Raw genomic sequence first — 24,924 nt, 5'->3', positions numbered from 1 at the left:
AAAATATTCTGAGCCTTTTTTATTTGAGCTGAGTTTGCTGAATTCTTGCGATTAATTCTTGAGAATAGCAAAGGGTGAGGAGAGTAAGGGGTCGCCTGTTTGTGCAAAGTGCCAAATAATGCCAACCAAAATAGCCATGGTAGCGACATACCAAACCACCGATACGATCTGCCCGTAGCGGTTCATTGGCAAGAGCAAACTATGATGGCGCTGACGCCATTCAACCACGATATCCAAGGTGCCTATGAACAATACAAAGGCAAGAAAGAATAGACCTAGTTGATAGCTTATGAAAATTCCTAGTACGGTACCGAGAGATAGCAAAATTGTCGCGATACGGGTACTGGCGGAGAAGGAAACGCTCTTGACGACATGTCCACCATCGAGCGGCAATACTGGAATCAGATTGATCAGGTTGAGGAAAGCATTGAAGTTGGCGAGATTGGCGATGAAGATGTTGTCGGTGACAAGATAAACTCCCCACAAGATCAAGGATAGGATAAGGCCAAAGGTTGGTCCCATGATCGAGATCACCACATCTTGCCAGCGCGTGTTGATTTTCTCATCGGTCAGCGCCATGCCACCGAAAAATGGGATCAAATAAAAGCCCTTGGTCTTGATGCCGAAATGTTTCATGGCGTGAACGTGCCCATATTCATGTACAACGAGACACGCGATCAATGCAAGTGCAAACTGAAACGAGAAGATCGCACTATAGGTTGCTAAAGTGAGACCAGCCAATGCTACCTTGACGAATTTGGCGCTTTGGAGAAGCTTGAGCAGCATTGCAAATAAGCCAAAGCTATTGCCGCGTGTTTTGAGTTTAATACTGTCTGGCGCGGGTTGCGGCGCACTTTGCTGCATGTCTGTCGCGTTACGAGTACCGCTCGATACCAGTTCATCGTTCACAAATAACTGATAGTTACATTTGAAGTCTTGCCATTGTAGATCGACTTCCAAACGAACTCGCGCGAGTTGCGGTAGTGCCGGCGTTGCATCGTTCGGGATTGCGTTGTCGTTCGGTGTGTTACTCGGCGCCGCGATTTGAATCTCAAATGCGTGACTAAAATGACCTTCGCTGTAGCCAGTTGCCGGTTGTTCAGCAACGATGTGGGTGTCCCAGCTTAGTTGCTGCCAACCAGCCATCGAGGCGCGCAAGCGCAATGGCTTACCGAGACAATCAATATGCAAGAGTTCCAAAATGTATTCCTAAATGTAGTTCACAACAGCACAGATGTGCATGAATGCCGAGATTTTAGGGTAAAACCGGACTTCTCGTCATTTTTCTGAAAACAAAAAAACGGCGTACACGCTTGGAACGTGTACGCCGCATAGTCACTTTTGCTTGCTTACATCAACTACCTTGGGGGGAGAAACTATTTTGCTGCAATTGTAATTGGTACATCTGCGGTCGCAGTGCGCCCGGCCGAATCTGTCACGGTTACCTTCATGGTGTAGGAGCCTGTCACTGGAGACGCCCAATTCGTGGTAATGCTCATGCCATTCATCGCCATCGACATGCCGAGAGGAACGCCGCTGATTGATACAGAAATATAGCTCACACCAGGATCTGTAATGGTGATGCTGCCACTCAATGGCTTACCAGCGACACCATTCTGTGCAGGTGCTGTAATGACTGGACCAGCAACACTAATGACGAAAGTGATTGTTGCTTGGCCGCTCAGACCAGTCTTAATGTCTTTCGCGATGATCGTCACGTTATAGGTTCCTGCAACAGGCGAAGCCCAAGCAATAGCCCCAGCGCTTGCGATGTTCATGCCCGATGGTGCGCCCGTCATGCTATAGCTGACTGGATTTGAAGCGGTAACTTGCGGTGTGAAACTTAATGCCGTGCCTACGGTGCCATTGATCGTTTGGGCTGTGACTACGGGCGCTGGTGGGTTGGTGATTGTCACCGTAATATTTGCTTGCCCACTGAGTCCGGTTGCATTGTCTTTGGCGGTAACACTGACATTGTAAGTGCCGAGTATTGGCGTCGCCCAGCTCACCACCCCAGTGCTGCTGATACTCATACCGGAAGGTGCCCCAGTTAAGGTAAAGCTTACTGGGTTAGAAGCAACGACACTCGGTGTAAAGCTGAGTGCAGTTCCTACTTTGCCGTTAATAGTTTGTGCGCTTACGATTGGTGCTGGTGGATTAACAATCGTGACAGTATAAACACCAGAACCAGATAGGCCGGAAAGCGTGTCTTTTGCAGTGATGGTCAATGTGTATTTGCCCAAGACTGGTGTCGGCCAGCTAACAGCGCCTGCAGTGCTGATCGTCATACCACTTGGCGCACCAGTCATGCTATAGGTCACAGGGTTTGAAGCGACTGCGCAGACATTGAATGTGAGTGCTTTGCCGACTGCGCCACTAATCGCCCCAGCTGCAATACTAGGAGCCGGTGGATTGACGACAGTGACCGTATAAATCGCCTGAGCGGTTAAACCAGACTTACTGTCCTTCACCACTGCCGTGACGGAATATTTACCGAGCACTGGCGCTGCCCAGCTGAGGACACCACTTGTGTTGACTGTCATGCCCGTTGGTGCGCCGGTTAAACTGTAGGTCAGTGGATTGCTGCCGGTTGCGCTGATATTAAAGCTAAGTGCTTGGCCGACTGTGCCGTTGACGCTGGCAGCTGTGATGCTCGGTGGTACAGGTGCGGTAATCTTGATCGTGATGACAGCCTGAGAGGTGAGATTAGCGACACTGTCTTTGGCGATGACCGTAACAGAATAAGTGCCAACGACTGGCGTTGCCCACGTCAAGATCCCAGCCGAGCTAATGCTCATTCCAGTGGGTGCGCCAGATAAGCTAAAGCTCAATGGGTTGCTACCACTGGCAGCGACGGTATAGGTTAATGCTGTACCAGTCTCGCCACTGATCGTAGCTGAAGAAATACTTGGCGGTGCCGCAGCGACACTGGTATTACTCAATTGCGAAAGTAAGTTGGTAACGTTGGGTGTACCAAGACCTGTGGCCTGATCATAGCCAGTTTTCGCAGAACATGTGGCGCAAGTGCCATGACTGCCGCTGGTGATATCGAGGAAGGCACTCGCGTAGTTGCCAGAGACGCTGGCGACATTGCCATATAACATTGTATGTGGGGCACCTAGTAGTGCTTTGCCTGCAGCGAGGCGTTGTGCATTAACGATAGCAATCAAACCTGCCCATTGCGGTGTAGAAAGACTCGTACCGCCGGCACTAATCCAATTTGCCGTGCTTGAGCCCGGATTAATAGAGGCGACGTACTGACCAGTCGATGGATTCGCATTGAAAGAGACATCGGCTACTGTGCGACGCACAGCCGTACCCATACCAGGCACAGTGTTCGCTTGATATTTAGGTGTGGCGATATACGCACTGATGCCACCGCCCGTTTGACTCCAGGCCACTTCGCTGCGGTTGCCTGTTCCGCTGTAAGTGAGGGAAGTACCACCAACAGCTAGCACATTACTTGAAGCAGAGGGCCATTCAACTTCCATTCCTGCGTCTCCGGTTGCGGCTAAGTAGCTCATTCCGGTGGTGGTGAAAGTGGAATCGAAACTGCTGCCCCAGCTACCTTCTGGCGCACCAAAGCTCATCGACACTACACCAGGCCCCATGGCATTGGCTAATTTAACGGCATTGGTTAAGCTGTTGACGCTGGCATCAGGCGCTTCGATCACGACGATGCGCGCCAATGGGGCGATCGCGTGAGCCCATTGAACGTCAAGAGCAATTTCTGTAGCCCAGCCGGAATCATAGGCTGGCGCTGTGCTGGTCATCGCGCCAGCGGTGTTGGCAAACACGATCGACAAATCACATGAAGTCGCGCTCGGCGCAGCGAGAGGCAAAGTTGCGTTGCTGGCGACTGCTTTAGTGGTACATGTGGGTAAGGCAAATCGTTGATTAAAGGCCGCTAGTTCCGCAGCAATATTCGGGTTATGCATCGCGTCAACGATGTAGATTGTTTGTTTAGCGCCTAACGCCGCCGCTTGAGCTGCGGTATAGCTTGTGCCAGCAGGAATCGCTGGCAAACCGTAAGCAGCGCGAATTTGCGCTGGTGTGTATGTCGCGACCATTGCTGTCGCTGTCGGTGGCGGTGATACACCTGCTTGCACCATCGCTGCATATGTATCTCGTTGGCGTTGTAGGCCTTTTTGAATGTCTGCAATTGGAGTGCCACGGGTTGACAGGCTTAAACTATCTGCACTGATTGCCTGTTGATGTGCAGGCCGATGTTCAGAGCGGATGATCGTTTCACTCGTTGGTGCTTCCAACACAACTGGTGCTAAATGGAACGAAGGTCTGGCTTGTTGTTGAACGAGTTCAGATTTAGCCACTTCTTGATGAAACTCGAGCTTCGCGGTTGCTACCGGAGCTGGCGCAGGCGCTAAGCTTGAATTGTTTTGTGTCGTCGTGTCGCCCGAGCTACAAGCACTCAGATTAGCGAGGAGAAATGCACTGGCGAGTAACACACCAGAGTAGCTTAACGCCGCCAACATGGTAGGGAAGGCAATGCGCTTGGCTTGACTGACAGGTGGCTTGGATTTCATAGTGCGTCTCTCAAATAAAGGAGAGAGCAACGCTTGAACAAAAAGAGAAATTTTCGCTGGCTGGCACGATTTCTCTATTTGGCAACCCCGCTACCATTGCACTCGCGTGCTTTAGGCCGGTGGCTTTGCGTCCTCGTCTTTCAACGAGTTTGCCCTCTTGGAACTGAAAATAGATAATGAAGCTAGTCTACTGAAATACGGTAATCACTCAAGTGAAATATGCGTGAAATTGTCCAGAAAATGCAAACGAATGTGAATTGCGTTGCCTAATTTTTCATCAATTAGCTGTTTGCTATTTTTAATTAATGCGCTTCAAATATGAAATGATTTTGGGTTTCTCAATCACACAAATTGTTCATCTAATGACTGACAGGAGCCGCAATAATTTGTGATAAATGATCGAGCTTGATCGGTTTGAGGAAGGCGCCGATAATATTGAGACCGTCATCGCGCACGACTTTCTCAGCGATACTCAGGATATCTCCATCGATGCCGCTTACCAGTGCCACTTTACCTTTGTAATTTGTTTTTGCGAGCTCAGTTAAAAAACTCATGCCGTCCATATCTGGCATCAAGATGTCGCAAATTAAGATGTCAGGCTCAACGGCCATTTCTTCCAATACGCGCAGACCATCATTGCCATCAATGGCGGTGCTGACCTTAGTAATGCCAAGCTCCTCAAGCATACTAATCAAGATATCTTGAGCAAATTCGTCATCATCAAGAATGAGAACGGACTGTTCGGTTGGAGTCATCGTACTGGTATTCATCTTTTCCTCCTGCTCAAAGTGGCCTGATGTGGACCTGCAAGATGCAAGTATGCCGTCAAGTTAGCCAATTATCTGTAATTGTGATGCCTCTTTTATTGCCTCTTATCAACGGTTTTCTGTCTGGCATCCACCAAAACCGCTTATTTGACACTGTTTCTCATGCTTCTGTTGCTAAGTATTCGCTAATGCGTAATTTCGCACCTTGATACGCGTCAATTAAACTTGGAAGAATAAGAACACAGTCTGCGAGACGTTCTTCGCGTCCAGCGGCCTCCATTTCTTGACAAGCTTCCCCGAGTGCCAATGCACCCACGGAGCGTGAGGCAGATTTCATCGTATGTGCCAACATTTTTACCTTCCCAGGATCTTTCGCCTCAATCGCAGTTTTGATGGCGGCGACTTCATCATCGCCTTTCGCAATGAACTTGGTGAGTAAGCGTTTTTGTAAATTGATATTGTTGCCAATGAGCTCCGCTAGTGCTCCCTGTGACCAGACTGGGAAGTCGCTGATTGAAGGACTCTCACTGATACTCGACATCTTCGTTGGCAGATCGGGGCCTTGATCCACAGTTGCTTCTTCGCTGGTGGAAGTTTCGCCTTTGAGATTTGCAACCGGCAACCATTTTTGCATCATGGTTCTTAATTCATTTAAGCGCAATGGTTTAGATAAATAGTCATCCATGCCGCGTTCACGGCAACGTTGTGCTTCACCCTGCATGGCATTGGCTGTGATGGCGATGATAGGTGATCGTTTCTCTTCACCTTCGATCTCTCTCACAGCTGCCGTGAGCTCGAAGCCATCCATGTTCGGCATATGACAATCAGTCAGTAATAACGCATAACGGCCGCTACGCCACATCCTCAAGGCGACTTCGCCATCCTCAGCTGACTCGGCAGCGTAGCCTAGCAGCCTCAATTGTTCCATAAGTACTTCGCGATTCGTCTCGTTATCTTCTGCCAGTAAAATTAATTGACCACGTGCTAAGGCCTGCTCTGTTGTGATTGCATCGACCGCTTCGATGCGAGCTTGATCCTGTCTTTGTAAGAGTTTGCTCGCGGACAGTCTACCGCTGGCGACGGCAACCATGCTAATTAGATCGTAATAGAACAAAGGCCAGTCATTAAGTTTAAGTCCTTGATCAGAACGATTGTCGATGTTCTCACCGATTTCAATGACCTGGATTCCGGTCGGTAGCTCTGAGGCCGAATACGCCTTGTCAAAACTTAGTTGGTCATAGATGAGTACAGGCATAGAAGAGAGGTCGTGCAAGTAATTTTTCGCTTCGTCGATGTTGCGTACGACGCTGACTTGCGCTTGGGCTGAACCCAAGTAGGTTTGCAGAATGGTCGAACAACTCACGCGATCTGTTACCAAGAGTACGGCTTGCCCTTCGATATTCGGAAGAACGAGTGGTTTGCGATCTGCGGGGGCCGGTGCTTCTTGGAGTGGGAATTCGATAATAAATTCCGAACCAATACCTTCACTGCTATTGGCACTTAATTTCCCATGCATGAGAGTCACCAAACGCTGGGTAATGGAGAGACCAAGACCTGTTCCACCAAACTGTCGCGCGGTACTGGCATCGGCTTGGGTGAATGGTTGAAACAGCTTCGATAAAATTTGGTCTGACATCCCAATCCCATGATCAACGACCCGGAATTGCAAATATGCTTGTTGCTCTGGATGATGGGATGTGTGCACGTGCAACATGGTCTCACCACCATTTTGAGGAGTGAACTTTAATGCATTGCCCACTAAATTAAACAAAATTTGACGTAGGCGAGTGGGGTCTAGATAAACCCATTCAGGCAATTGCGGATCCACGAAGAGAGAAATTTTGATGTTCTTGCGATGTGCGACATTCAGCATTAATCGAGTGACATCTTCTACAACATCACGTACCGACGTTGGGATAGTCTCGATGATGAGTTTTCCTGCCTCGATTTTAGAAAAATCTAGAATATCATTGAGAATACTGAGTAAAGCGACGGAGGAACTTTGTATCGTTTCTAACATATGACGTTGGTCAGGCGTCAGCGCTGTCTGCTGCAGAATATCGACCATGCCAACCACACCATTCATCGGCGTTCTGATTTCATGGCTCATGTTCGCCAAGAATTCTGACTTAGCGCGGTTCGCCGCTAAGGCAGCCTCTTCTGCCAACTTCCTATCGGTAACATCCGTATTGGTGCCAGTGACGCGAATTGCACGACCTTGTGCATCGCGAGTGGCACGTCCCTGGCTCTGTACCCAACGCCAAGTTCCATTTTTATGTTTCAGACGCACGGTGACTCGAACTTCTTTAGTCGGATCTTTGAAATGGTCAACCATTTGGCGAAGAAACTCGGCGATGTCATCCGGATGGGTAATTGCATTCCAGCATTCGCGAATGGTAGGTAATTCTTCTTCTGTATAGCCTAACATTTCCCACATGCGGGGAGAGTGATACAGGGCCCCAGTTGTGATGTCAAGATCCCAAATCCCTTCATCTGCGCCTTCGACGGCGAGCTCAAACCTTTCCTCACTCTTTGCTAAAGCTTCCGCATCACGTTTGCGATCGACCGCAATACCGAGCAATTTTGCAGCTTGTTCTACAAAGCGTAACTCTGTCTCTGTTGGGTTGTGGGGCGCTTTGTGATAAATCGAAATGACGCCAAGTACTCGCCCATTACTCGAAAAGAAAGGTTGTGCCCAGCAAGAATGAATGCCGACAGTTTGGGCTAGCTCTCGGTGTCCTTCCCAGTAAGGATGAGTATTGATGTCTTCGATGATCACGCGTTGCGCGCGAAATGCGGCCGTGCCACCCGTGCGCACGCCGTCAGCGATATCGATAACTTCGAGAGCCGATTTGTAACTGTCGGGCAAACTTGGTGCGGCGGCGAGATGTAGGGTTTTCTGTTTCTCGTCGGCGAATAAAATACTGCACGAAATCTCGCTATCGACCGCTTCGAGTTCTTTCGCCATCGTATTGGTAAGAGTGTCGATTGACACATCGCCTGTGATCAATTGTAGTATTTGACTGCGAAATTCTTCGTATAAGGCGTGCTGTTTACGTTCAGTGATATCGGTACGTATCCCAATAAATTCTTGCGGTTTTCCATGCTCATCCATGAAGGCAATAATGGTGGAGTCAACCCAATATAATTTCCCGTTTTTTGAGCGATTGCAAATCTCTCCATGCCACGCATCGCCGCGTAAAATGGTCTCGTACATCTCTCGAAAAAAACTCGCAGGATGGTGGCCGGAATTAATGATGCGATGATTTTTGCCGAGAAACTCGTCTCGGCTGTAGCCACTAATTTCGGCAAAACGCTTGTTTCCATAAGTGATTCGACCTTTGTTATCGCAAATGCTGACAATTGCGTGTTCATCGAGTACAAATTTCTGTTGACGCAGGGCGGTTAGCGCGCGCTCGGTGGAGGCGACACTTTCTTGTAAGTCTTGGGTTTTTTGTTCGACTAGCTGTTCGAGCTTATCGCGATATTCGGTCAGTTCGATTTCGCGTTCTTTTTCTTCTGTGATGTCTTTTATCGAGCCTTGTAAAGTAATGGGGTTTCCATTTTCGTCGTAGCTAAAATGACCTCTGGCTGAGACCCAGCAACGTCGACCATCGACAGGGCGGATTACTTCATAATCGAAATGAAAGTTACCGTCGCTGGTGACGACGGACTGATAATGTTCAAGTACACGTTGGCGATATTCCGGGGCAATGATCTGCCCCCAAGTTTCTATGGTTTTCGCTTCATCTTCACGGATCCCGAATATCTCATTCATCATTGGCGATCCGCGCCACGTGCCTGCTTTGATATCGGTGACATAAGAGCCGATTCTCGCGGTTCTTTGTGCATCATTTAAGAGATCTTCGTTTTCCTTAAGTCTTATTTCCGCTTCTTTTCGATCAGTAATATCTTGGATTACGCCTTCTAAACTTAAAGGTCTTCCGTCATCGCTAAAATTCAAAATTCCCAAGCCTAATACCCAGCGAACTGCTCCATCAGATTTGCGACGAATTTGGTAATCTAGATTGAATCGCGTACGTTCTGCAATGGCATGCGTAAAATGGTTTTGCACCAAATTACGGTGTTTCGGAACTACCAAATCAACCCACGTTCCCATATTTTTGATGGTGCCCGAGTTGATGCCAAAAACATCGTCGAGCGTACTTGAACAAGTCCAGACATCGTTGGTAATGTCGTAAAAATAGTTACCAATGTGAGCTGCGTTTTGCGCTTCAACTAGGCGACGTTGGCTGTTCTTCAGCTCGAATTCAGCCATCTTGCGATTGGTGATATCGGTTCGAATCGAGACAAATCGTTCTATTTTTCCTTGCTTGTCTTGAAATGGTGTAATGATCGTATCGACCCAATACAGCGAGCCACTTCTAGTACGATTACAGATTTCTCCTCTCCAGGATTTTCCATGACCAATGATTTGCCACACTTCTTGCCAAAATTCGGCGGGGTGAATGCCTGAATTCACGATGCGATGATTCGCACCAATAAGCTCTTCACGTGAGAAACCACTAATTTCGCAGAACGCATCATTTACCGAAATGATATTTCCGCTACGATCGGCAATTGAGACGATCGCATGCAAATTGAGGGTAGTGCGAAGTGCTTCGCTATCTCGGATCGCGATTTCCAATTGTTCTAAGGTGTTTCGCCTTTCTGTGATTTCACTACAGACGAACATATAGCCATCAAGTTCTTCTTCAGCATTGAGTAAATTTTGCTTTTCAATTTCTAACCAATACAAGCGCCCATTTTTGGCTTGACTCTTGGTTTCAATATGATTCATCGTTAAGTGATTAAAACGTGCTTGGAAATCATCAAAGCTTTGCTGCTCATGATTTGGAGATTTGAGGTAAATCGAAATAGGGCGGCCGCGCACTTCATTTGGCCCATAATGGGTCATTCTTACGAAGCTAGGATTCACCCATGTGATATTGCCATTGAGATCGGTAAAAACAACTGCGTCACTGGTGTGCTTGACTGCTTGTGCAAGTTTTTCCAGTTCATCCGTCATTTGATTCGCCATGATTTCGGCACGCAAACGGAGTTCATTCTGATGAAACAAGAGCAGTGCAATCAGAAGACTAATGAAGCTGCCTCCAATGAAGATGAGCCAAGGAACGAATCCATTGACTTCAGCATCGAGTTTATCGGTACTGGCAACATATAAGCCCAGTGCACGTCCATGAATTTTGATCTCTTCTTCGCTATGAAAGAGCTGGGATCCTGTGTCTGCTTCTTTCAAGAGATTGTGGTTATCCGAATCAAACAATAGGTTTTCATAGTTACTGTCTTTTTGCACATCAAATAGTTCAAATTCGATATTTTGCGATTGATGTTGTCCTATGCCTCGAAACAACTCATCGACCACGATTGGAGTTGAGATCAAATACATGAGCGCTTGACGGCGTTCTTCGACAGTATTGGTGTTGGCGCCGGTCTGGTAGACCGGCAGAAAAATAATGACACCACTGCTTTGCCGGTTGTCTTGCACTAATTCCAGTGCTGCAGTCATTTGTGGGCTACCAGTATCGATCGCTCTCTGCAGCGCCTCACGGCGACGTTTTTCTGATCCTAAGTCTAAGCCTAGCGCTTTCACATTCCCTAGTTGTGGTTCGATATAGCGGATGACATACAAATCATCGTTGTTTTTATCGGAAAGCTGACGTAAAGAAAAATCGGATTCACCATCTCGTCGTTGTTGGGCAACGAATTCGTCGATATGCTTTTTCGAAACAGGCTGTACCAAACTGAAACCGCGCAAGCCAGGAAACTCGCTAGCTAAGTCGCGGCTATTCACGGCAGTGCGGAAGTCTTTGCGAGTGAGCTTAGGGTTGATTTGAAATTGGGCTTTCAATCCGACAATGCCGTAAAGCGGAAGATTAAAACGTTGCTTTATTTCGTTAACGATATGTTCTTTGGAGCGTTGATACTCTAGTTCTGCATTTTGTTTGGCGATTTGGTATCTCCAGACAGCCGTGGAGATCGAAATTAAAACGCCCGCAATGAAAATCGATGCGGGTAAGAATATGCTCGATTGAGGCTTTAACTTCGACAACATAGGCGAGACCTATCAAAGAAAGTCGAACAGAAATGAATACCCAAGCATACGATGTTTGTTGTTGAATGGAAAGAAATTGAAACTGCTTTTCAATAAGCACATCAAGCTTTTTGATTTTTCACAACAAAAGTAATGGGCGGCAGAGGTAGGGGTGCCTGAAAAGCAACGGATTGAGTTTTCCGTGTTTTTTGGGTAACGAACCAGAACCGATTTTATAGGCCAAGAAAGGCACGCCTCAGCTTGTATGTTTCGATCTAAGGTATCAGAAAGATTGAGCTTGGCGTATTTCAGGTGGGACGTAATATTAAGCGATCTTGCCGCATCGTCATTATCAGCATAGGTTCCCGTACCGATCGTGAGTTTTATGATGGTCGTGAGACCAGCGAATGCACCCGATAATCTCGCCTTGTCATCCACGGTGGAAGCATCGGGCCCATTTCTTCCTGAGGTTGTGGAGACCACACCTTTCTCTCTATATAACAGAGGGGCATCTTCAAATTCTTTGATCACGGCGCCCGCTAATCGGTGGCAGTGCTGCTTTGAGCAAGCGTAGTGTCCTTTGATTTAGGACTGAGCGATCGCAGCGGTATCAGGCTTCAGTAATTGGCGACGACTCTGCATAAACCGGTTCTCTTTCAGGTTAATTGACGCAAATTTTTGTAAAGAAATGTATGCACAAACCTGTCGTGGAATAGGAAAAGACACGAAGGACTCGATGTTTCACCAAGAAATCAGCAGAAAATTCAAGCGCTTAGCGAGATTTGCTACTTTGTTTCTCTCTGTATCAAATAGGCTTTTACTCCTTCGTGCGATTGACCAGTCAATTTTAGCTTGAGGTAAGATCGGGCGATGTTGATTATTTCAAAGGATGTATATGAACCTGACCTCATGTGTTTTTCCCAATGCACGCCGTATTGCGACCGCTTTAAGTTTTGCCCTCGGTAGCTTGTTGAGCACTCAAGTGCAAGCGATCGATCTTCATGAATTTCGCTTGCAAGATGTGGTGCCGATCCTGAGCGAAATGAAAGCGAACGCCAATTTGAGTTCGAATCAACAAGCATTATTCGTACAAGTAGAAAATAAGACCAGGTCGATCACTCGTGTGCGTGATGAGCGTCGGGCGCAGATACAGCAGAGTTTAAAAAAACGCCTCAAAGAAAAAGCGCCGGAGTTACGTGACTTGATGTCCTTAATGAATCAAGATGACATAATCTCAGCGCAAGAAAATCAAGAAATGCGTGAAGCTTGGATGGGCTTGTATGACGCTTTGAATGACGCTCAGCGAGATGCGGTAGCAGCGCTGCTGAGCGAGCAATTGCTCCGCGTGGCTGACCGCCCTAAAGACGCGAGACCAAACATGGATGGAAATAAAGGTGGCCCTGGTGGGCAACGCGGAGGACGTGGTGGTCAAGGCGGCATGGGAAACCATAATGGAGGTAGTCAGCTCTAGCACCTAAGCTACCGTGTCAAACTGGAAGCACGTCGAAGGATTTGTCGACGTGCTTTTTTATTTTCCTCGCACACTAGGTGTTTACTGCTGAGACTAAACAATAGGGATTTTCCCTTAAAGGATTGCAAGAAAAATAGCAGTTCGTTATAAGATGATATGCGCTACTATGGAGCAACGGCATATACCCTGTTTGTGAAAATGTAGAGCAAATTTTATGGCAAGTTTTTGCGTGTTGTATATGCGTTTCGACAATATTGATTTCACGTGTAGAGGGAAACTATGTTACGAGCTTTGATGTTGAGTGTATTTGCTGCTAGTGCTGTCACTGTAACGATACCAGTCATGGCACAGGGTAAAGTGTCACCAGCGATGCCATCTTCTAAAACCACGCAAGCAATCATACCTCTCCCGGTCAACTCTACTGTCAGCGCAGGTCGTTTTGAACTCAATTCCAAGACCAAGATTTATGCCAGCGATGCGCGCTCGCAAATCAATGCCAACTTGCTGAGCCAAATGATTTCCGCAAACACAGGTTTGGTGATGCCTGTGCAGGTCGGTAGCCCTAGCCCATTAGAGAAAAATGCCATCGTCTTCGCCAGCGTTGTGAACGGTAAAGATGACATTAACCAATTGCGTGACCCTCAAGATGAAGCTTATTTGTTGAAAGTCACGCCGAATCGTATCGTTTTGAGTGGCAACAGTACTGGGCAATTTTATGCAATGCAGAGCCTGGTGCAACTCTTCCCTATGCAAAAGCAGGCAAGTATAAAGATAGCCTCGACTGAGATTCTTGACCAACCGCGTTTCGCTTGGCGCGGTTTGCATTTGGATGTCGGCCGGCATATGTATTCAGTCGAGTTCATCAAGAAACTGTTAGATCAAATGGCGATCTATAAGATGAACACCTTTCATTGGCATCTGACCGAAGATCAAGGCTGGCGCATTGAAATTAAGCAGTATCCGAAACTGACCTCGGTTGGCGGCTTCCGCAAAGAAACGATTAAAGACCGACACTTCCAACCGTATATCGGTGATGGTCAAGCTTATGGAGGCTTTTACACCCAAGAACAAATCAAAGATGTCGTGGCTTACGCTCAAAGCAAACACATCATGGTGGTGCCTGAGATTGAATTGCCAGGCCACTCATTAGCGGCATTGGCAGCTTACCCTGAACTCGCTTGCACACGAGGACCATTCGAAGTAGGTACGATCTGGGGCGTGATTGATGATATCTACTGCCCTAGCGAACAGACCTTTCAGTTTTTAGAAAACGTTTTATCAGAAGTGGCGGCGCTATTTCCAGGCCCCTACATTCATATCGGCGGTGACGAAGCGCCGAAAACCCGTTGGAAAGCGAGCCCTTTGGCGCAAGAAGTGATGAAGCGGGAAGGCTTGAAAAATGAAGAAGAGCTGCAAAGCTACTTCATTCGTCGCGTCGAAAAATTCATTAACAGCAAAGGTAAACGCTTAATCGGCTGGGATGAAATTTTGGAAGGCGGTTTAGCACCAAACGCTACGGTGATGTCGTGGCGCGGGGAAGAAGGCGGTATCCATGCAGCGAAGGAAGGTCATGACGTGGTGATGACGCCAACCTCATGGTGTTATTTTGACGCAGGGCAGGGGCCGAAAGATCAGGAGTTATGGCAATTAGGCGGCGAAATTCCTATCGAAAAAGTCTACTCCTACAATCCTGTGCCTGCGGTGCTCGATGCGGAAAAACAAAAGCATATTCGTGGTGTGCAAGCCAACGTCTGGTCTGAATATTTACGTACCTCAGACAAAGTCGAATACATGGTGTTTCCGCGTTTGTTGGCGATGGCTGAGGTTGGTTGGAGCGTACAAGCGCAGCGTGATTTCAAACAATTTGAACAACGCTTAGGCAGTCATTACCCTCGTCTCAGCCAACAACAGATAGGCTATCGCATTCCACGCCCGCAAGGGCTAGACCAGATTCAAGTGCAAGGGGATCAAGCGCTGATTCGTTTACAAGCGCCAGTCGCTGGCAGTAAATTGTTTGTGACGACGGATGGCAGTGAGCCGAGCACTTCGACAAAACCTTATGGCGCACCAATCAAACTGAAAGTGGCAAAAGACCAAACTGTGATGGTCAAAGTGTTGACGGTATTGGCCGATGGACGTCAAAGTGCGGTACAAAAAGCGCTGATGAAAGGAAGTGCCGTTGCTGCAGTTGCTACGCCTAAGCCTGTGCAATAAGGTGGAGGCAGCAATGTTGGGATGGCGTAGGCATTTTCTGTGCTTGGCGACTGTGGTCTTCAGCTTGTGGTCTTTCTCGGCGTTTTCTCATGCCGAGAACAAGACCAAGACCAAAGCCCAAGCGGAACAAGTCTTGCCAGGTCAATGGCAGTTTCGAATCGCGACTGCCGATGCTGATGCCCATCCAGAATTCAAACAATGGCGCACGGCGACCGTTCCCGGCCATGTTCATATGGATTTGCTGCAGCATAGCTTGATCCCCGATCCTTATGTCGGTATGGCGGAAGCTGGCTTGCAGTGGATAGGCAAGGTTGGTTGGGAATATCAATTGGTCTTTGACGTCGATGCGACGACGCTGCGACGCCAACATCAGGGATTGCGGTTCGAAGGCTTAGACACCTTTGCCGAAGTGACACTTAACGGCGAGCCGCTATTGACAACGAATAATGCGTTTCGACATTACGAAGCGCAAGTCGTCGGCAAACTACGTGCGCGGAATAATCACCTGCTCGTGCGTTTTTCTTCTCCAATTCAACAGCTGCTGCCGCAAGTGCAGAGCATGCCCGTCAAGCTGGCAGGCAACTATCCATCACCGTATGGCGATGAGCCCAAAGATGCCATGACCGGCAATTTCGTGCGTAAGCCAGGTTATCACTACGGTTGGGATTGGGGCCCACGCTATGTGACGGCAGGCATTTGGCGTCCGGTGAAACTGATTGCCTTTGATGAAGCGCGTATCGAACGCATGCAAGTCAATCAACTCAGTGTGAATGCAGACCGAGCGAATTTAGTGGTTCGCGCCGATGTGCAAGTGAGCCAAAGTTTGGCCGGTAGCCGCCATAGTGAGCTCGCCGCTGATGTTTACGCTCCGGATGGCAATCTCCTCCTCAAAGCTAAGCAAACAGTTCATAACATTGCCAATAAGCCCTCTATCTTGTTGGAGATTCCGAATCCGCAACTTTGGTATCCAAACGGATATGGCAAACAACATCTCTACACCATCAAATTACGACTACTCGAGCGAGGGAAGACCATCGCCGAAAAAACACAGCGCATAGGCTTGCGCACAGTGGAATTGGATAGACATGAAGATCAAATTGAAAATGCCGATGGGAAGAAAGCGCAAGCCTTCACTTTCGTCATTAATGGCATCCCAGTCTTTGCAAAAGGGGCGAACTTAATTCCTTTCGATATGTTTCCCAATCGCGTGCCATTGTCTAAGCAAAGGCAAATACTGCAAGCAGCACGTGACGCCAACATGAATATGTTGCGCATCTGGGGCGGTGGTTATTATGAGAACCGCGCCCTATACGAGATGGCAGATGAAATGGGTCTGATGATTTGGCAGGACTTTATGTTCGGCGGTGGCGTTGTGCCTGCCTATGATCCTGAGTTTCGCGCTAACGTTGCCATCGAAGCGCAGCAACAAGTGGAACGTTTGCGGCATCATCCTAGTATCGTACTTTGGTGCGGAAACAATGAAGAAGAAACAGCCTGGAAAGATTGGGGCATAGGCAAAGAGATGCAGAAGGCGAATCCAGAATTCGCGAATCAAGTATGGCAAGGCTATCGTCAGTTGTTCGGTGAAGACCTGCGCCGTGTCGTGCAAGAGCATGGTCTTGGTGTGCCGTATTGGTCGAGCTCACCGAGTAATGATTTAGACGAAAAAGCGAATGACAGTGATCGCGGTGATAAACACTACTGGGAAGTGTGGGGAGGATCTAAGCCGGTAGAGGATTATTTGCGTGAAACGCCACGTTTCATGTCTGAGTTTGGTTTGCAATCTTGGCCTACATTGAGCACCGTCGACGCCTTCGCCAACAAAAACGAACAACAAATCGATCACCCCGTCATACGTCAGCATCAAAAGTTTATGGCCGGTGAGGGTAACCAACGATTACTCCACTACATTCGCGCCAACTACGGCGAGCCACAAGACTTCGCTCACTTTGTGTATCTGAGCCAAGTCATGCAGGCCGAAGGCATCACGCTCGCAATCAAGCACCACCGCGCTAGCATGCCACGCACCATGGGTTCGATGTATTGGCAGCTCAATGATGTGTGGCCAGGTGCTTCATGGTCTAGCATAGACTACTTTGGCAAGTGGAAGGCACTCCACTACCAAGCACGTAAAGCCTTTGGGCCTATGATTGCTGTCGCGGAGAATCTTGATGGCGTGACGACACTTTCTGTAGTCTCGGAACGACTGCAGCAGGAACAAGCACAACTACGTATTCGTACCATGGATCTCTCCGGCAAGCCGATTCGAGAAGAGACTATCGGGTTCACCACGCAACCGAATTCCGCAACTAAGATTAAGCAGTATCAAAACGACGAGCTCTTGCAAGGCTATGCAGTGAACAAACACTTTGTACTCATCGAATTGATTAAAAACGGAAAAGTCTTATCACACGAAGAGCTGTATTTTGTAGCAGCGAAAGATCAAGCCTTATCCACGCCGAAGATTCAACAGCAATGGAAAAAAGTCGGTGAACATGCCGTGCTGATTTTGAAAAGCAAGGAACTAACTCGTATGCTTGAACTGGATTTCGGCAAACTGGAGACTAAGCTTTCAGATAATTTTGTGACGCTCCTTCCAGGACAAAGTATAGAAATTCGCGTCGATAGTAAAGCTGATTTGTCGCAGTTAAAACAAGCATTGCACTTCCGTTCCTTAAACCCGCAATAAGCGCTCAGCAATCGTCATTTTTGAGTGATATTAGTAAGTCCATAACTCCGGAAAACCACATTCCTTCTCGCCAGACTAGTCAGGTATCCGATTAGTTAGTAGCATCAAGCGGGACGATTGGTTTGACGGAGATAAGTAGTGTCGCAGCTAGATAATAATCAAAAAAATTTAGGCCAGCATCAATACGATGATCTGGGGCTTTTGCCTTTAGAACTTGCCTTGGCATTGCCAGCGCGTTTTTATTCAGACCCAGACACTCTGGTGCAAGAGCAAACGCAGGTGTTCGCGAAAAGTTGGCAATTGGCAGGACATACGGGTGACTTGCAAGCGGTGGGTGATCATATCGTGTGTGAGATCGCTTCTAAGCCGATACTGATCGTACGTGGAGTTGATTACGAGTTACGTGCTTTCTATAATGTCTGCAAACATCGCGCTGGTCCGATCGCGACCTGCAAAGGGCGTGCTGCTAAATCTCTACAATGTGCCTATCACGGTTGGACTTATGCTTTAGACGGTCAATTACGTAGCACCACCGAGATGCAAGGCGCGCAGAGCTTTCAAACTTCCGATATCCGCTTAAGCGCCGTGCGTGTGAAAGAATGGAACGGCTTAGTGTTTGTCGCATTAAGTGACGAGGTCCCAGCGTTTGAAGATGTCTATGGCGGCATCGCGGAGCGCATTCTGCCGCATGATTTATCGACCATGCATTTCGCCAAGCGCAACACCTATGAGCTCGCCTGCAATTGGAAAGTCTATGTCGATAACTTCTTAGAAGGCTACCATTTACCTTACGTGCATCCGGGTTTGTCTAAGGTTCTCGATTATCGTGTTTATGATACCGAATTATTTCCTTGGTACTCGCTTCAACATTCTCCTTTACGCAATAATGAAGGTATCTATGGTGATGGTCATGCCTTCTATTATTTTGTGTATCCCAACATCATGCTCAATATCACGCCGGGGCGTTTGCAAACCAATCGTATTCTGCCTGTAGGTCATGATCGCTGTATCGTCGAGTTTGATTATTACTATACCGACGATCCTGAGGTGCAAGCGCGAGTCGAGAGTGAGCAAGCCTTTAGCGACGAGATTCAAGCCGAAGACATTAGGATTTGTGAGCAAGTGCAGAAGGGCTTGAATTCAGGCGTCTACACGGCAGGTCGTCTCAATCCAAAACGGGAAAGTGGTGTGTGGCATTTCCATAATCTCTTGCGCCACGCTTATGCTTTGCGTCCCTAGTTTATCTTGAGTCTCATCGTGGTCTCGCCTAGCACCTAGACGTTCAACACTAAAGGAAGCACATGTCATCTGATTCAACGCAAGCGAAACCTTTAGGCTTTTGGATGTGCACTGCGCTCATCGTCGGCAATGTGATCGGCATGGGCATTTTCATGCTGCCGGCTTCGCTTGCTCCCTATGGCTGGAATGCATTTCTTGGGTGGGGCATCACGCTGGTAGGTTGCGTGATGATCGCGCAAGTATTCGCCAATTTGGCGCGTGCTTTCCCAGAAGATGATGGCCCTTACGCTTACATGAAGCGCGCTTTTGGTAATGGCATTACTTTTTTTGTGATGTGGTGTTATTGGGTGTCGATTTGGATCACCAATGCCACGGTAGCGATCGGTGTCGTCGGTTATTTGAGTAGTTTGTTGCCGGTATTGAACCAAGAAGCGTGGTATGCACCAGCCGCCGCTTTGGCGCTCATCTGGTTCTTTGTTTTCATTAGCTTACGTGGTGCGCGTGCTTCTGGGCATGTGCAGATGTTAACCACCGTCCTGAAACTTCTGCCCATGCTCGGCGTTTTGGTCTTAGGTGTTTATGTCTTACTGTTCGATCCACAATTGTTTAAAGCGAATTTGCCCACCGTTGCTTTGTCGATCGAAGGAACGACCGCAGCGGCGACTATCGCCATGTTTGCGATGCTCGGTGTGGAAAGTGCGACAGTACCAGCCGGTAAAGTGCAAAACCCAGCACGTACGATTCCCCGCGCGACGATCTTCGGTACGCTGTTAGCGGCAGCGATCTACATTGGTGTCTCGGCGATTCCATTATTGTTGATGCCATCCAAAGAATTGGCGCAATCGAGTGCGCCCTTTGTTGATTTATTTCAGCGTTATGTGCCGGGCAATGTCGGGGTTTGGGTAGCTTTGTTTGTGGTCATTAGTGGTCTCGGTGCACTCAATGGCTGGACCTTACTGGCAGGTGAAATGACAGCTTCGCTCGCCAAGCATGGCGTCTTCCCCGCAAAACTAGAACAACATAATCGTCATGCTGCACCAGCCTTAGCGCTATGGTTAACCGGTGCTTTAGCCAGCGCCATGATCATCATGAACTATAGTCGCAACTTGGCGCAGGGTTTTACTTTCTTAAGCGTGATGGTCACTGCCGCGAACATGCCCTTGTATTTGATGGGAGCAATCGGTCTCTTTTTGCTGTGGAAGCGTAAGCAAGTGGCGGTTGGTAACGGCAGCCTCTGGCTTCGAATCAGCGCCGTGCTTGCCGCGGTTTATGTGGTCTGGGCCTTCATTGGCATCGGCAGTGAATCTTTACTGTGGGTCAGTGTTCTTGGTGCGGTTGGTTTGCCTGTGTATTGGCGGACGCGTTGGTTTAGGAAGAAGACTAGGGTTGATTGATTAACTGTTTTAGTTGCTTCATTCCTTAATTCTCCAAGTGGGATACGCAAAATGTAGGCCTGTCACTTCCCAATGTGCTACGAGGCGATCAAACGCAGGTAGGTCGATGGTAGAGGGAACATCAATTGAATAAAGTGAAAATTGTGGAAAGCCTTCGATTCTGCAATTCAAAGATGTAAGTTCTTCGATGAATATTGAAATATCAAGGCGATCATTGTTCAGTAGCCAAACCACTGAGTTACCCGATTCTTCTATTACTTCAAATTGGAAAATTTGATCGTTAACAGGATCAGGTACTGCGGAAAAAATATCACCAAACGCAAGCCCCTCGACAAAAAACGGAGCGTTTACAACACGATAGTTTCCATCGACGCGTTCGCACCATACACCTTCCGCACTTACTGGCGGCCAGCCATTTTCAATATTGATTGCGAACACCACTTTTTCCATGATTGAGGCTGCCCAAGATCAAAATTTCTATTGGCAAACATTAGATTGGAATCAGCTTCGCACTCAACACCTGCCCAGACTCCTTCACCTGAATCAAGCGATCAATATTTGGATGCTTACCAGGAAAGGCCAAAGCATCAGCCGTATGTTCCGCATACAGTTCCAAACCTTTATTTGCAGCATCAACGGTGATCCCTGAAAACTCCTGCAGCAAGGCATGGTAGACACGCACACTACCTGCAGAGCCAGGTTTGTTTTCAATGCGGGCGATAGCATTAACTTCGGCGTTCGAAGCATATAACTCAATCGCTGCTAAGTGGTCGATGCTTGGCAAGCTCGCTAGGATTTCGCTAAATTGCATAGTGTTCCTCAAGAAATAATGTTTGTTTTGCTGTAGAAATGACTCTAATGGTGAGAAGCCTACAGGTGATGTAGTCGGTATTTTACCTCTCTACCATCGGTATTGCCGAGCAGTACTAAACCGCAATCGAAAAAAATTTGAAGAATGCTGTCAACAGATTTTCCAGTGATGGCGTTGTGGAAGGGCGTAGTACTTCTCTACGATTGGATTTCAGCTCTAAATGTAGTCCAAGTTTGCTTCACTTTTATCTTACTTAATAGGAATGATCATGAAACTCATCAACAAATTAATGTTGTCTGCCGCTGTTGCAACGATCGCTATGGGTTCTGCAATGGCACAAGCGCCAGCAGCAAAAGTCGAAGCCGCTGCCGCCAGCGCTGCATCGAAAGCTGCTGTTGCTAAACCAGCTGAAAAAGCTGCAGCCTCTGCCGCTAGCTCTGCAACTGCAACAAGCCCACGCGATGTAGCGACAGGTCAAGCGTCTGGTAAACGTCAGCATGCACCAAAAGTGGAAGCTTCCGCATCCGCTGCATCTGCACCAGCAACGAAGAAGTAATGAAATTGATGCTCGCTTGAGCATCGTTTCTAGAGTTTTGAGGAAGCGACACTAGTACCGGCTGGTGTCGCTTTTTCTTTGTTGACTGCTAAATCGTTTGTAGACTGAGCTGTTTCCACTGCGCCAGTTTTGCTGCGTAGGCCAATGTAAATGCTGGACTACTTGAGGGTAGTTGAAGAATGCGATAGCGGCTCGCATTCGACCCTAGTATTTTCAAGCCTAATTTACTCGCAGTGCCACCATTAAAAGCGATGGTCTTGAGCGACGTCAGTTGAGTCAGCAGAGCTAACAAATCATTATCTTGACGTGATTTGATCTGACTATCGAGGCTACCTTCACGCTTGGCATTTGCCACCACATCCCACAAACCAATACGATGTTCTAGTAGCGTTTGCAAACGTTGTTCATATGCTTGTTCAACTAGCTTGTTCTGCAAAACATCAGACAATAAATGCCAAAACCGATTTTGCGGATGTGCATAGTATTGCTGCTGCGCCAGCGATGCGTCGCCAGGTAGACTACCGAGGATGAGGATTTCGGTGTGTTTGTCGACTACAGGAGGGAAGCAGTGTTTGGCATTCATCTGTGCATTATGCCAACGAAAACCATCAATAATCAATGATCTGCTTTTTTAGCGCATATTTGAAAACTCAAGAGGAAGAAAGCTCGGCACTCACTTCAGGTGCCGAGCGATAGACGATTGTTTTGTGACTTACTTTACCCGACCAGAAAGCCCAACTGGCAGGTCTTTCGATTGCGTCCCCCAACCACGCGTATCGATACGATTGCTGAGCTTGTATTCGATTGAGCCGCCCGCTTGGATTTGCTCCCATGTGAGGTAGACCTTGCTTTGTGGTTTGCCGTTCAAACTGGCAGCTTCAATGAAGTTGGCTTGTGTGGCTTGTAGGCCTTGCGTGTTTATTTGCAAGACTTTGCCATTCCCTAAGTCAATTTCAGCCTTGGCAAATTTTGGCGCATGCAGAAGAAAATCCCCAGTTCCCGGTGTCGATGGATAGATTCCGAGCGCGCTGAATAAATACCACGCGGACATGGTGCCGAGGTCATCGTTGCCAGTAACACCGTTCGGTGCATTGCTGAACAAGATGTCCGCAGCACGGGCGACGATAGCCGTTTTCCATGGTTGACCAATGTGAGTGTAAATCCACGGCGCATGCAAATCAGGTTCGTTATTGGGGTTGTAGCGGTATTGATTGTAGTAACTGTACGGGCCAACGACCCATTCTTTGCGTACCGCTTGATGTGCATCTTTTTGTAAGGCATCGAGGGCGAAGAAAGCGTCGAGGCGTTTGCCTGCCATGTCGCGGCCGCCCATTTCGCTGACCAAGCCTGGCACATCTTGTTGCACTAACCATTGGTATTGCCATGCCGTGCCTTCGTGAAAGCCATGTTCCGAGCGAGGGCTATAGCTGCCATCGATTTCTGTATACCAATCACCACCGTCTACACGGGCTCGTGGAAAGCCTTTGAAACCGAGCTCTTGATCAACCACGCTGTTGTCCCACACTTGGCGCCAATTCATGCCGCGTTTTTTCAAGATAGCCGTGTCGCTTTTTTTGCCTAGCGCCTGTGCCATCATCGCAAGAGCTGCGTCGCCTTGGGCGTATTCTAACGTGGCGGAACCACCATGGTGTGGATCGACATCCATCCCTTTAGCGGGGAAGGCGCGATCATATTGCACAAAACCCAGTTGCAAATAACTTGGATTGCCAGCGCGACCTTGGGCGCGGATTTTGAAATCCGGCACGCCAAAGGCATTCTGGCGCAGCGCTGCATAGGCTTGTTGCTCTTTACCCTTTAATGCCCCATAGCGCCAGAGATCCACCAAAAATGGCGTGACAGGGTCTCCCGTCATCACATTGGTTTCGTAACTGGCATAACCCCAACGTGGTAACCAACCACTTTGCTCATGGATCTTAAGCACAGAGTTCGCAATATCTTTGGCACGTTGTGGTCGCAGCAAGGCGATCAATTGATTTTGCGCACGATAGGTATCCCACAAGGAGAAGAATTCATAATAGGTTTCGCCTGTGCGGCGATCTGTGGTGTGGATTTGATTATCCCAGCCACGATAGCGACCGTCGACATCATTGCCGGTGAGCGGTTGCAACAAGGAGTGATACAAGGCGGTATAGAACACGGTGCGTTCATCTTTGCTGCCGCCACTAATACGTAGACTATTGAGCTCTTTCGCCCATGCCGCTTGCGCTTGTTCACGCATGGCATCAAAGCTGATGAGTGTTTCTCCTATCTTTCCTTCGGCACCGAGATTGCGGCGTGCGCCTTGGATATCAACATGGGAAATTGAAGTCACCGCAGTCACGCTTTTGTCTTTACTTACGTCGAAGGTGAACCAAGCGCCATGTGGACGAACCTCGCCTTGTTGGCTCAAGCTGCGCACGCCGACTTTGCCACCTGCCTCATTCCACACGCCATGGGTTTTGAAAGGGCGATCAAATTCCATGCGAAACCAAGTCGTGTATTTGGTGCCGCCACAAAAACTTAAGGTGACGATTTTGCCTTCGATTGTATGGTCGTCGATCACTTGTAGACTGCTGCCAGCAACCGAATGACGCTCATTGGCTTGCCCAACATTGACTAAGACATGGCCTTCGTTTTGATTGTCGGCAAAGCGATAGCGTTCTGCAGCGGCGCGCGTCAGCGCCGTGCTTTCTGCAGTGATGCCACCATAACTGGTGAGTTGAATTTTGAAATAGCCAGCATCTCCAACTTCACCCTCGTGGGTGTAAGTGGAGGCATATTTTTTATGATCAAAACTATCGGCTTTATTAGTATCGAAATCACCCCCAGGGCCAATTTTGCCTGTCACCGGTAACACCGACAATTGGCCGCCTTGTTCCCAACACCCTGCGCCCGACAAGAAGAAATGACCGAAGCCACGAATCTTAGGATCGGTGTAGCGCCAGCCAGAATAATGCTCCCCTATTGGGCTCACTTGTATCATGCCAAACGGTGCCGAGGCACCTGGGAAAGTATTGCCATCATCTTGAGTACCGATAAACGTATTGACTGGCGTGTTGGCTAAGTTCGCTAACTTCGTGGATGTCGTCTGTGCTTGTAGTGAAGTACTGCAGCATACCAATGCAAGGCTCAAGGCCATGATTTTTTTGTGCTGCACAATGGAGAAGAGGGCGGAAGTGAACAC

Annotated in this window: 15 protein-coding genes and 1 riboswitch; of the genes, 6 read left to right on the top strand and 9 right to left on the bottom strand. The window is 48.2% G+C overall.

The window, feature by feature from the left end; genetic code table 11:
- Nucleotides 1-51: 51 nt before the first annotated feature.
- The 5 genes from H8K36_RS08960 to H8K36_RS08940 form a co-directional block, all read right to left on the bottom strand.
- Nucleotides 52-1,200: a site-2 protease family protein gene (locus tag H8K36_RS08960; RefSeq protein ID WP_186915994.1), complete on the bottom strand. Its 1,149-nt coding sequence runs from the start codon at nucleotides 1,198-1,200 to the stop codon at nucleotides 52-54.
- Nucleotides 1,201-1,376: 176 nt separating this feature from the next.
- Nucleotides 1,377-4,544: a S53 family peptidase gene (locus tag H8K36_RS08955; protein WP_186915995.1), complete on the bottom strand. Its 3,168-nt coding sequence runs from the start codon at nucleotides 4,542-4,544 to the stop codon at nucleotides 1,377-1,379.
- Nucleotides 4,545-4,621: 77 nt separating this feature from the next.
- Nucleotides 4,622-4,708: riboswitch (cyclic di-GMP riboswitch) on the bottom strand.
- Between the two features lie 195 nt (nucleotides 4,709-4,903).
- Complete coding sequence (locus H8K36_RS08950) at nucleotides 4,904-5,314, bottom strand: response regulator (RefSeq protein ID WP_186915996.1); 411 nt, start codon at nucleotides 5,312-5,314, stop codon at nucleotides 4,904-4,906.
- A gap of 157 nt (nucleotides 5,315-5,471) precedes the next feature.
- A complete protein-coding gene (locus H8K36_RS08945) occupies nucleotides 5,472-11,387 on the bottom strand; it encodes a PAS domain S-box protein (protein WP_186915997.1) in 5,916 nt (1,971 codons plus the stop codon).
- A 12-nt stretch (nucleotides 11,388-11,399) separates the two neighbouring features.
- Nucleotides 11,400-11,897: a hypothetical protein gene (locus tag H8K36_RS08940; protein ID WP_186915998.1), complete on the bottom strand. Its 498-nt coding sequence runs from the start codon at nucleotides 11,895-11,897 to the stop codon at nucleotides 11,400-11,402.
- Between the two features lie 364 nt (nucleotides 11,898-12,261).
- On the opposite strand from H8K36_RS08940, the gene H8K36_RS08935 reads away from it, so the two are divergent.
- From H8K36_RS08935 to H8K36_RS08915, 5 genes are all read left to right on the top strand, one after another.
- Nucleotides 12,262-12,837, top strand: coding sequence for a hypothetical protein (locus H8K36_RS08935; protein WP_186915999.1), 576 nt, complete (start codon nucleotides 12,262-12,264; stop codon nucleotides 12,835-12,837).
- Between the two features lie 279 nt (nucleotides 12,838-13,116).
- The gene (locus tag H8K36_RS08930) at nucleotides 13,117-15,051 is read left to right on the top strand and encodes a beta-N-acetylhexosaminidase (protein ID WP_186916000.1); all 1,935 of its coding nucleotides are present in this window, start codon (nucleotides 13,117-13,119) and stop codon (nucleotides 15,049-15,051) included.
- 13 nt (nucleotides 15,052-15,064) lie between these two features.
- Nucleotides 15,065-17,740, top strand: a complete 2,676-nt coding sequence (locus H8K36_RS08925) for a beta-mannosidase (RefSeq protein WP_186916001.1) — start codon at nucleotides 15,065-15,067, stop codon at nucleotides 17,738-17,740.
- A 138-nt stretch (nucleotides 17,741-17,878) separates the two neighbouring features.
- A complete protein-coding gene (locus tag H8K36_RS08920) occupies nucleotides 17,879-18,979 on the top strand; it encodes an aromatic ring-hydroxylating oxygenase subunit alpha (protein ID WP_222611181.1) in 1,101 nt (366 codons plus the stop codon).
- Between the two features lie 62 nt (nucleotides 18,980-19,041).
- Nucleotides 19,042-20,373 carry an amino acid permease gene (locus tag H8K36_RS08915; protein WP_186916002.1) on the top strand — a complete coding sequence of 444 codons (1,332 nt, stop codon included), beginning with the start codon at nucleotides 19,042-19,044 and terminating at the stop codon, nucleotides 20,371-20,373.
- An 18-nt stretch (nucleotides 20,374-20,391) separates the two neighbouring features.
- Here the strand turns inward: H8K36_RS08915 and H8K36_RS08910 are convergent, their stop codons facing one another.
- Nucleotides 20,392-20,823 carry a DUF4265 domain-containing protein gene (locus H8K36_RS08910; protein ID WP_186916003.1) on the bottom strand — a complete coding sequence of 144 codons (432 nt, stop codon included), beginning with the start codon at nucleotides 20,821-20,823 and terminating at the stop codon, nucleotides 20,392-20,394.
- Nucleotides 20,824-20,863: 40 nt separating this feature from the next.
- On the bottom strand, nucleotides 20,864-21,184 hold the full coding sequence (locus H8K36_RS08905) for a DUF2322 family protein (RefSeq protein WP_186916004.1): 321 nt from the start codon (nucleotides 21,182-21,184) through the stop codon (nucleotides 20,864-20,866).
- 268 nt (nucleotides 21,185-21,452) lie between these two features.
- Between H8K36_RS08905 and H8K36_RS08900 the strand changes: the two genes are divergently transcribed.
- Complete coding sequence (locus H8K36_RS08900; RefSeq protein WP_186916005.1) at nucleotides 21,453-21,740, top strand: hypothetical protein; 288 nt, start codon at nucleotides 21,453-21,455, stop codon at nucleotides 21,738-21,740.
- An 88-nt stretch (nucleotides 21,741-21,828) separates the two neighbouring features.
- Here H8K36_RS08900 and H8K36_RS08895 read toward each other — a convergent pair whose 3' ends face one another.
- Together H8K36_RS08895 and H8K36_RS08890 are read right to left on the bottom strand one after the other, a co-directional pair.
- A complete protein-coding gene (locus tag H8K36_RS08895) occupies nucleotides 21,829-22,323 on the bottom strand; it encodes a DNA-deoxyinosine glycosylase (RefSeq protein WP_186916006.1) in 495 nt (164 codons plus the stop codon).
- A gap of 129 nt (nucleotides 22,324-22,452) precedes the next feature.
- Nucleotides 22,453-24,924 (bottom strand): GH92 family glycosyl hydrolase, encoded by a 2,472-nt coding sequence (locus tag H8K36_RS08890; RefSeq protein ID WP_329604217.1) that lies wholly within the window; start codon nucleotides 24,922-24,924, stop codon nucleotides 22,453-22,455.

The organism is Affinundibacterium nitidum (assembly GCF_014284155.1).
GTDB classification, from domain to species: Bacteria; Pseudomonadota; Gammaproteobacteria; order Burkholderiales; family Burkholderiaceae_D; genus Undibacterium; species Undibacterium nitidum.
Note: the sequence above shows the minus strand (reverse complement) of the source record. Positions and strands in the feature narration are given on the sequence as shown.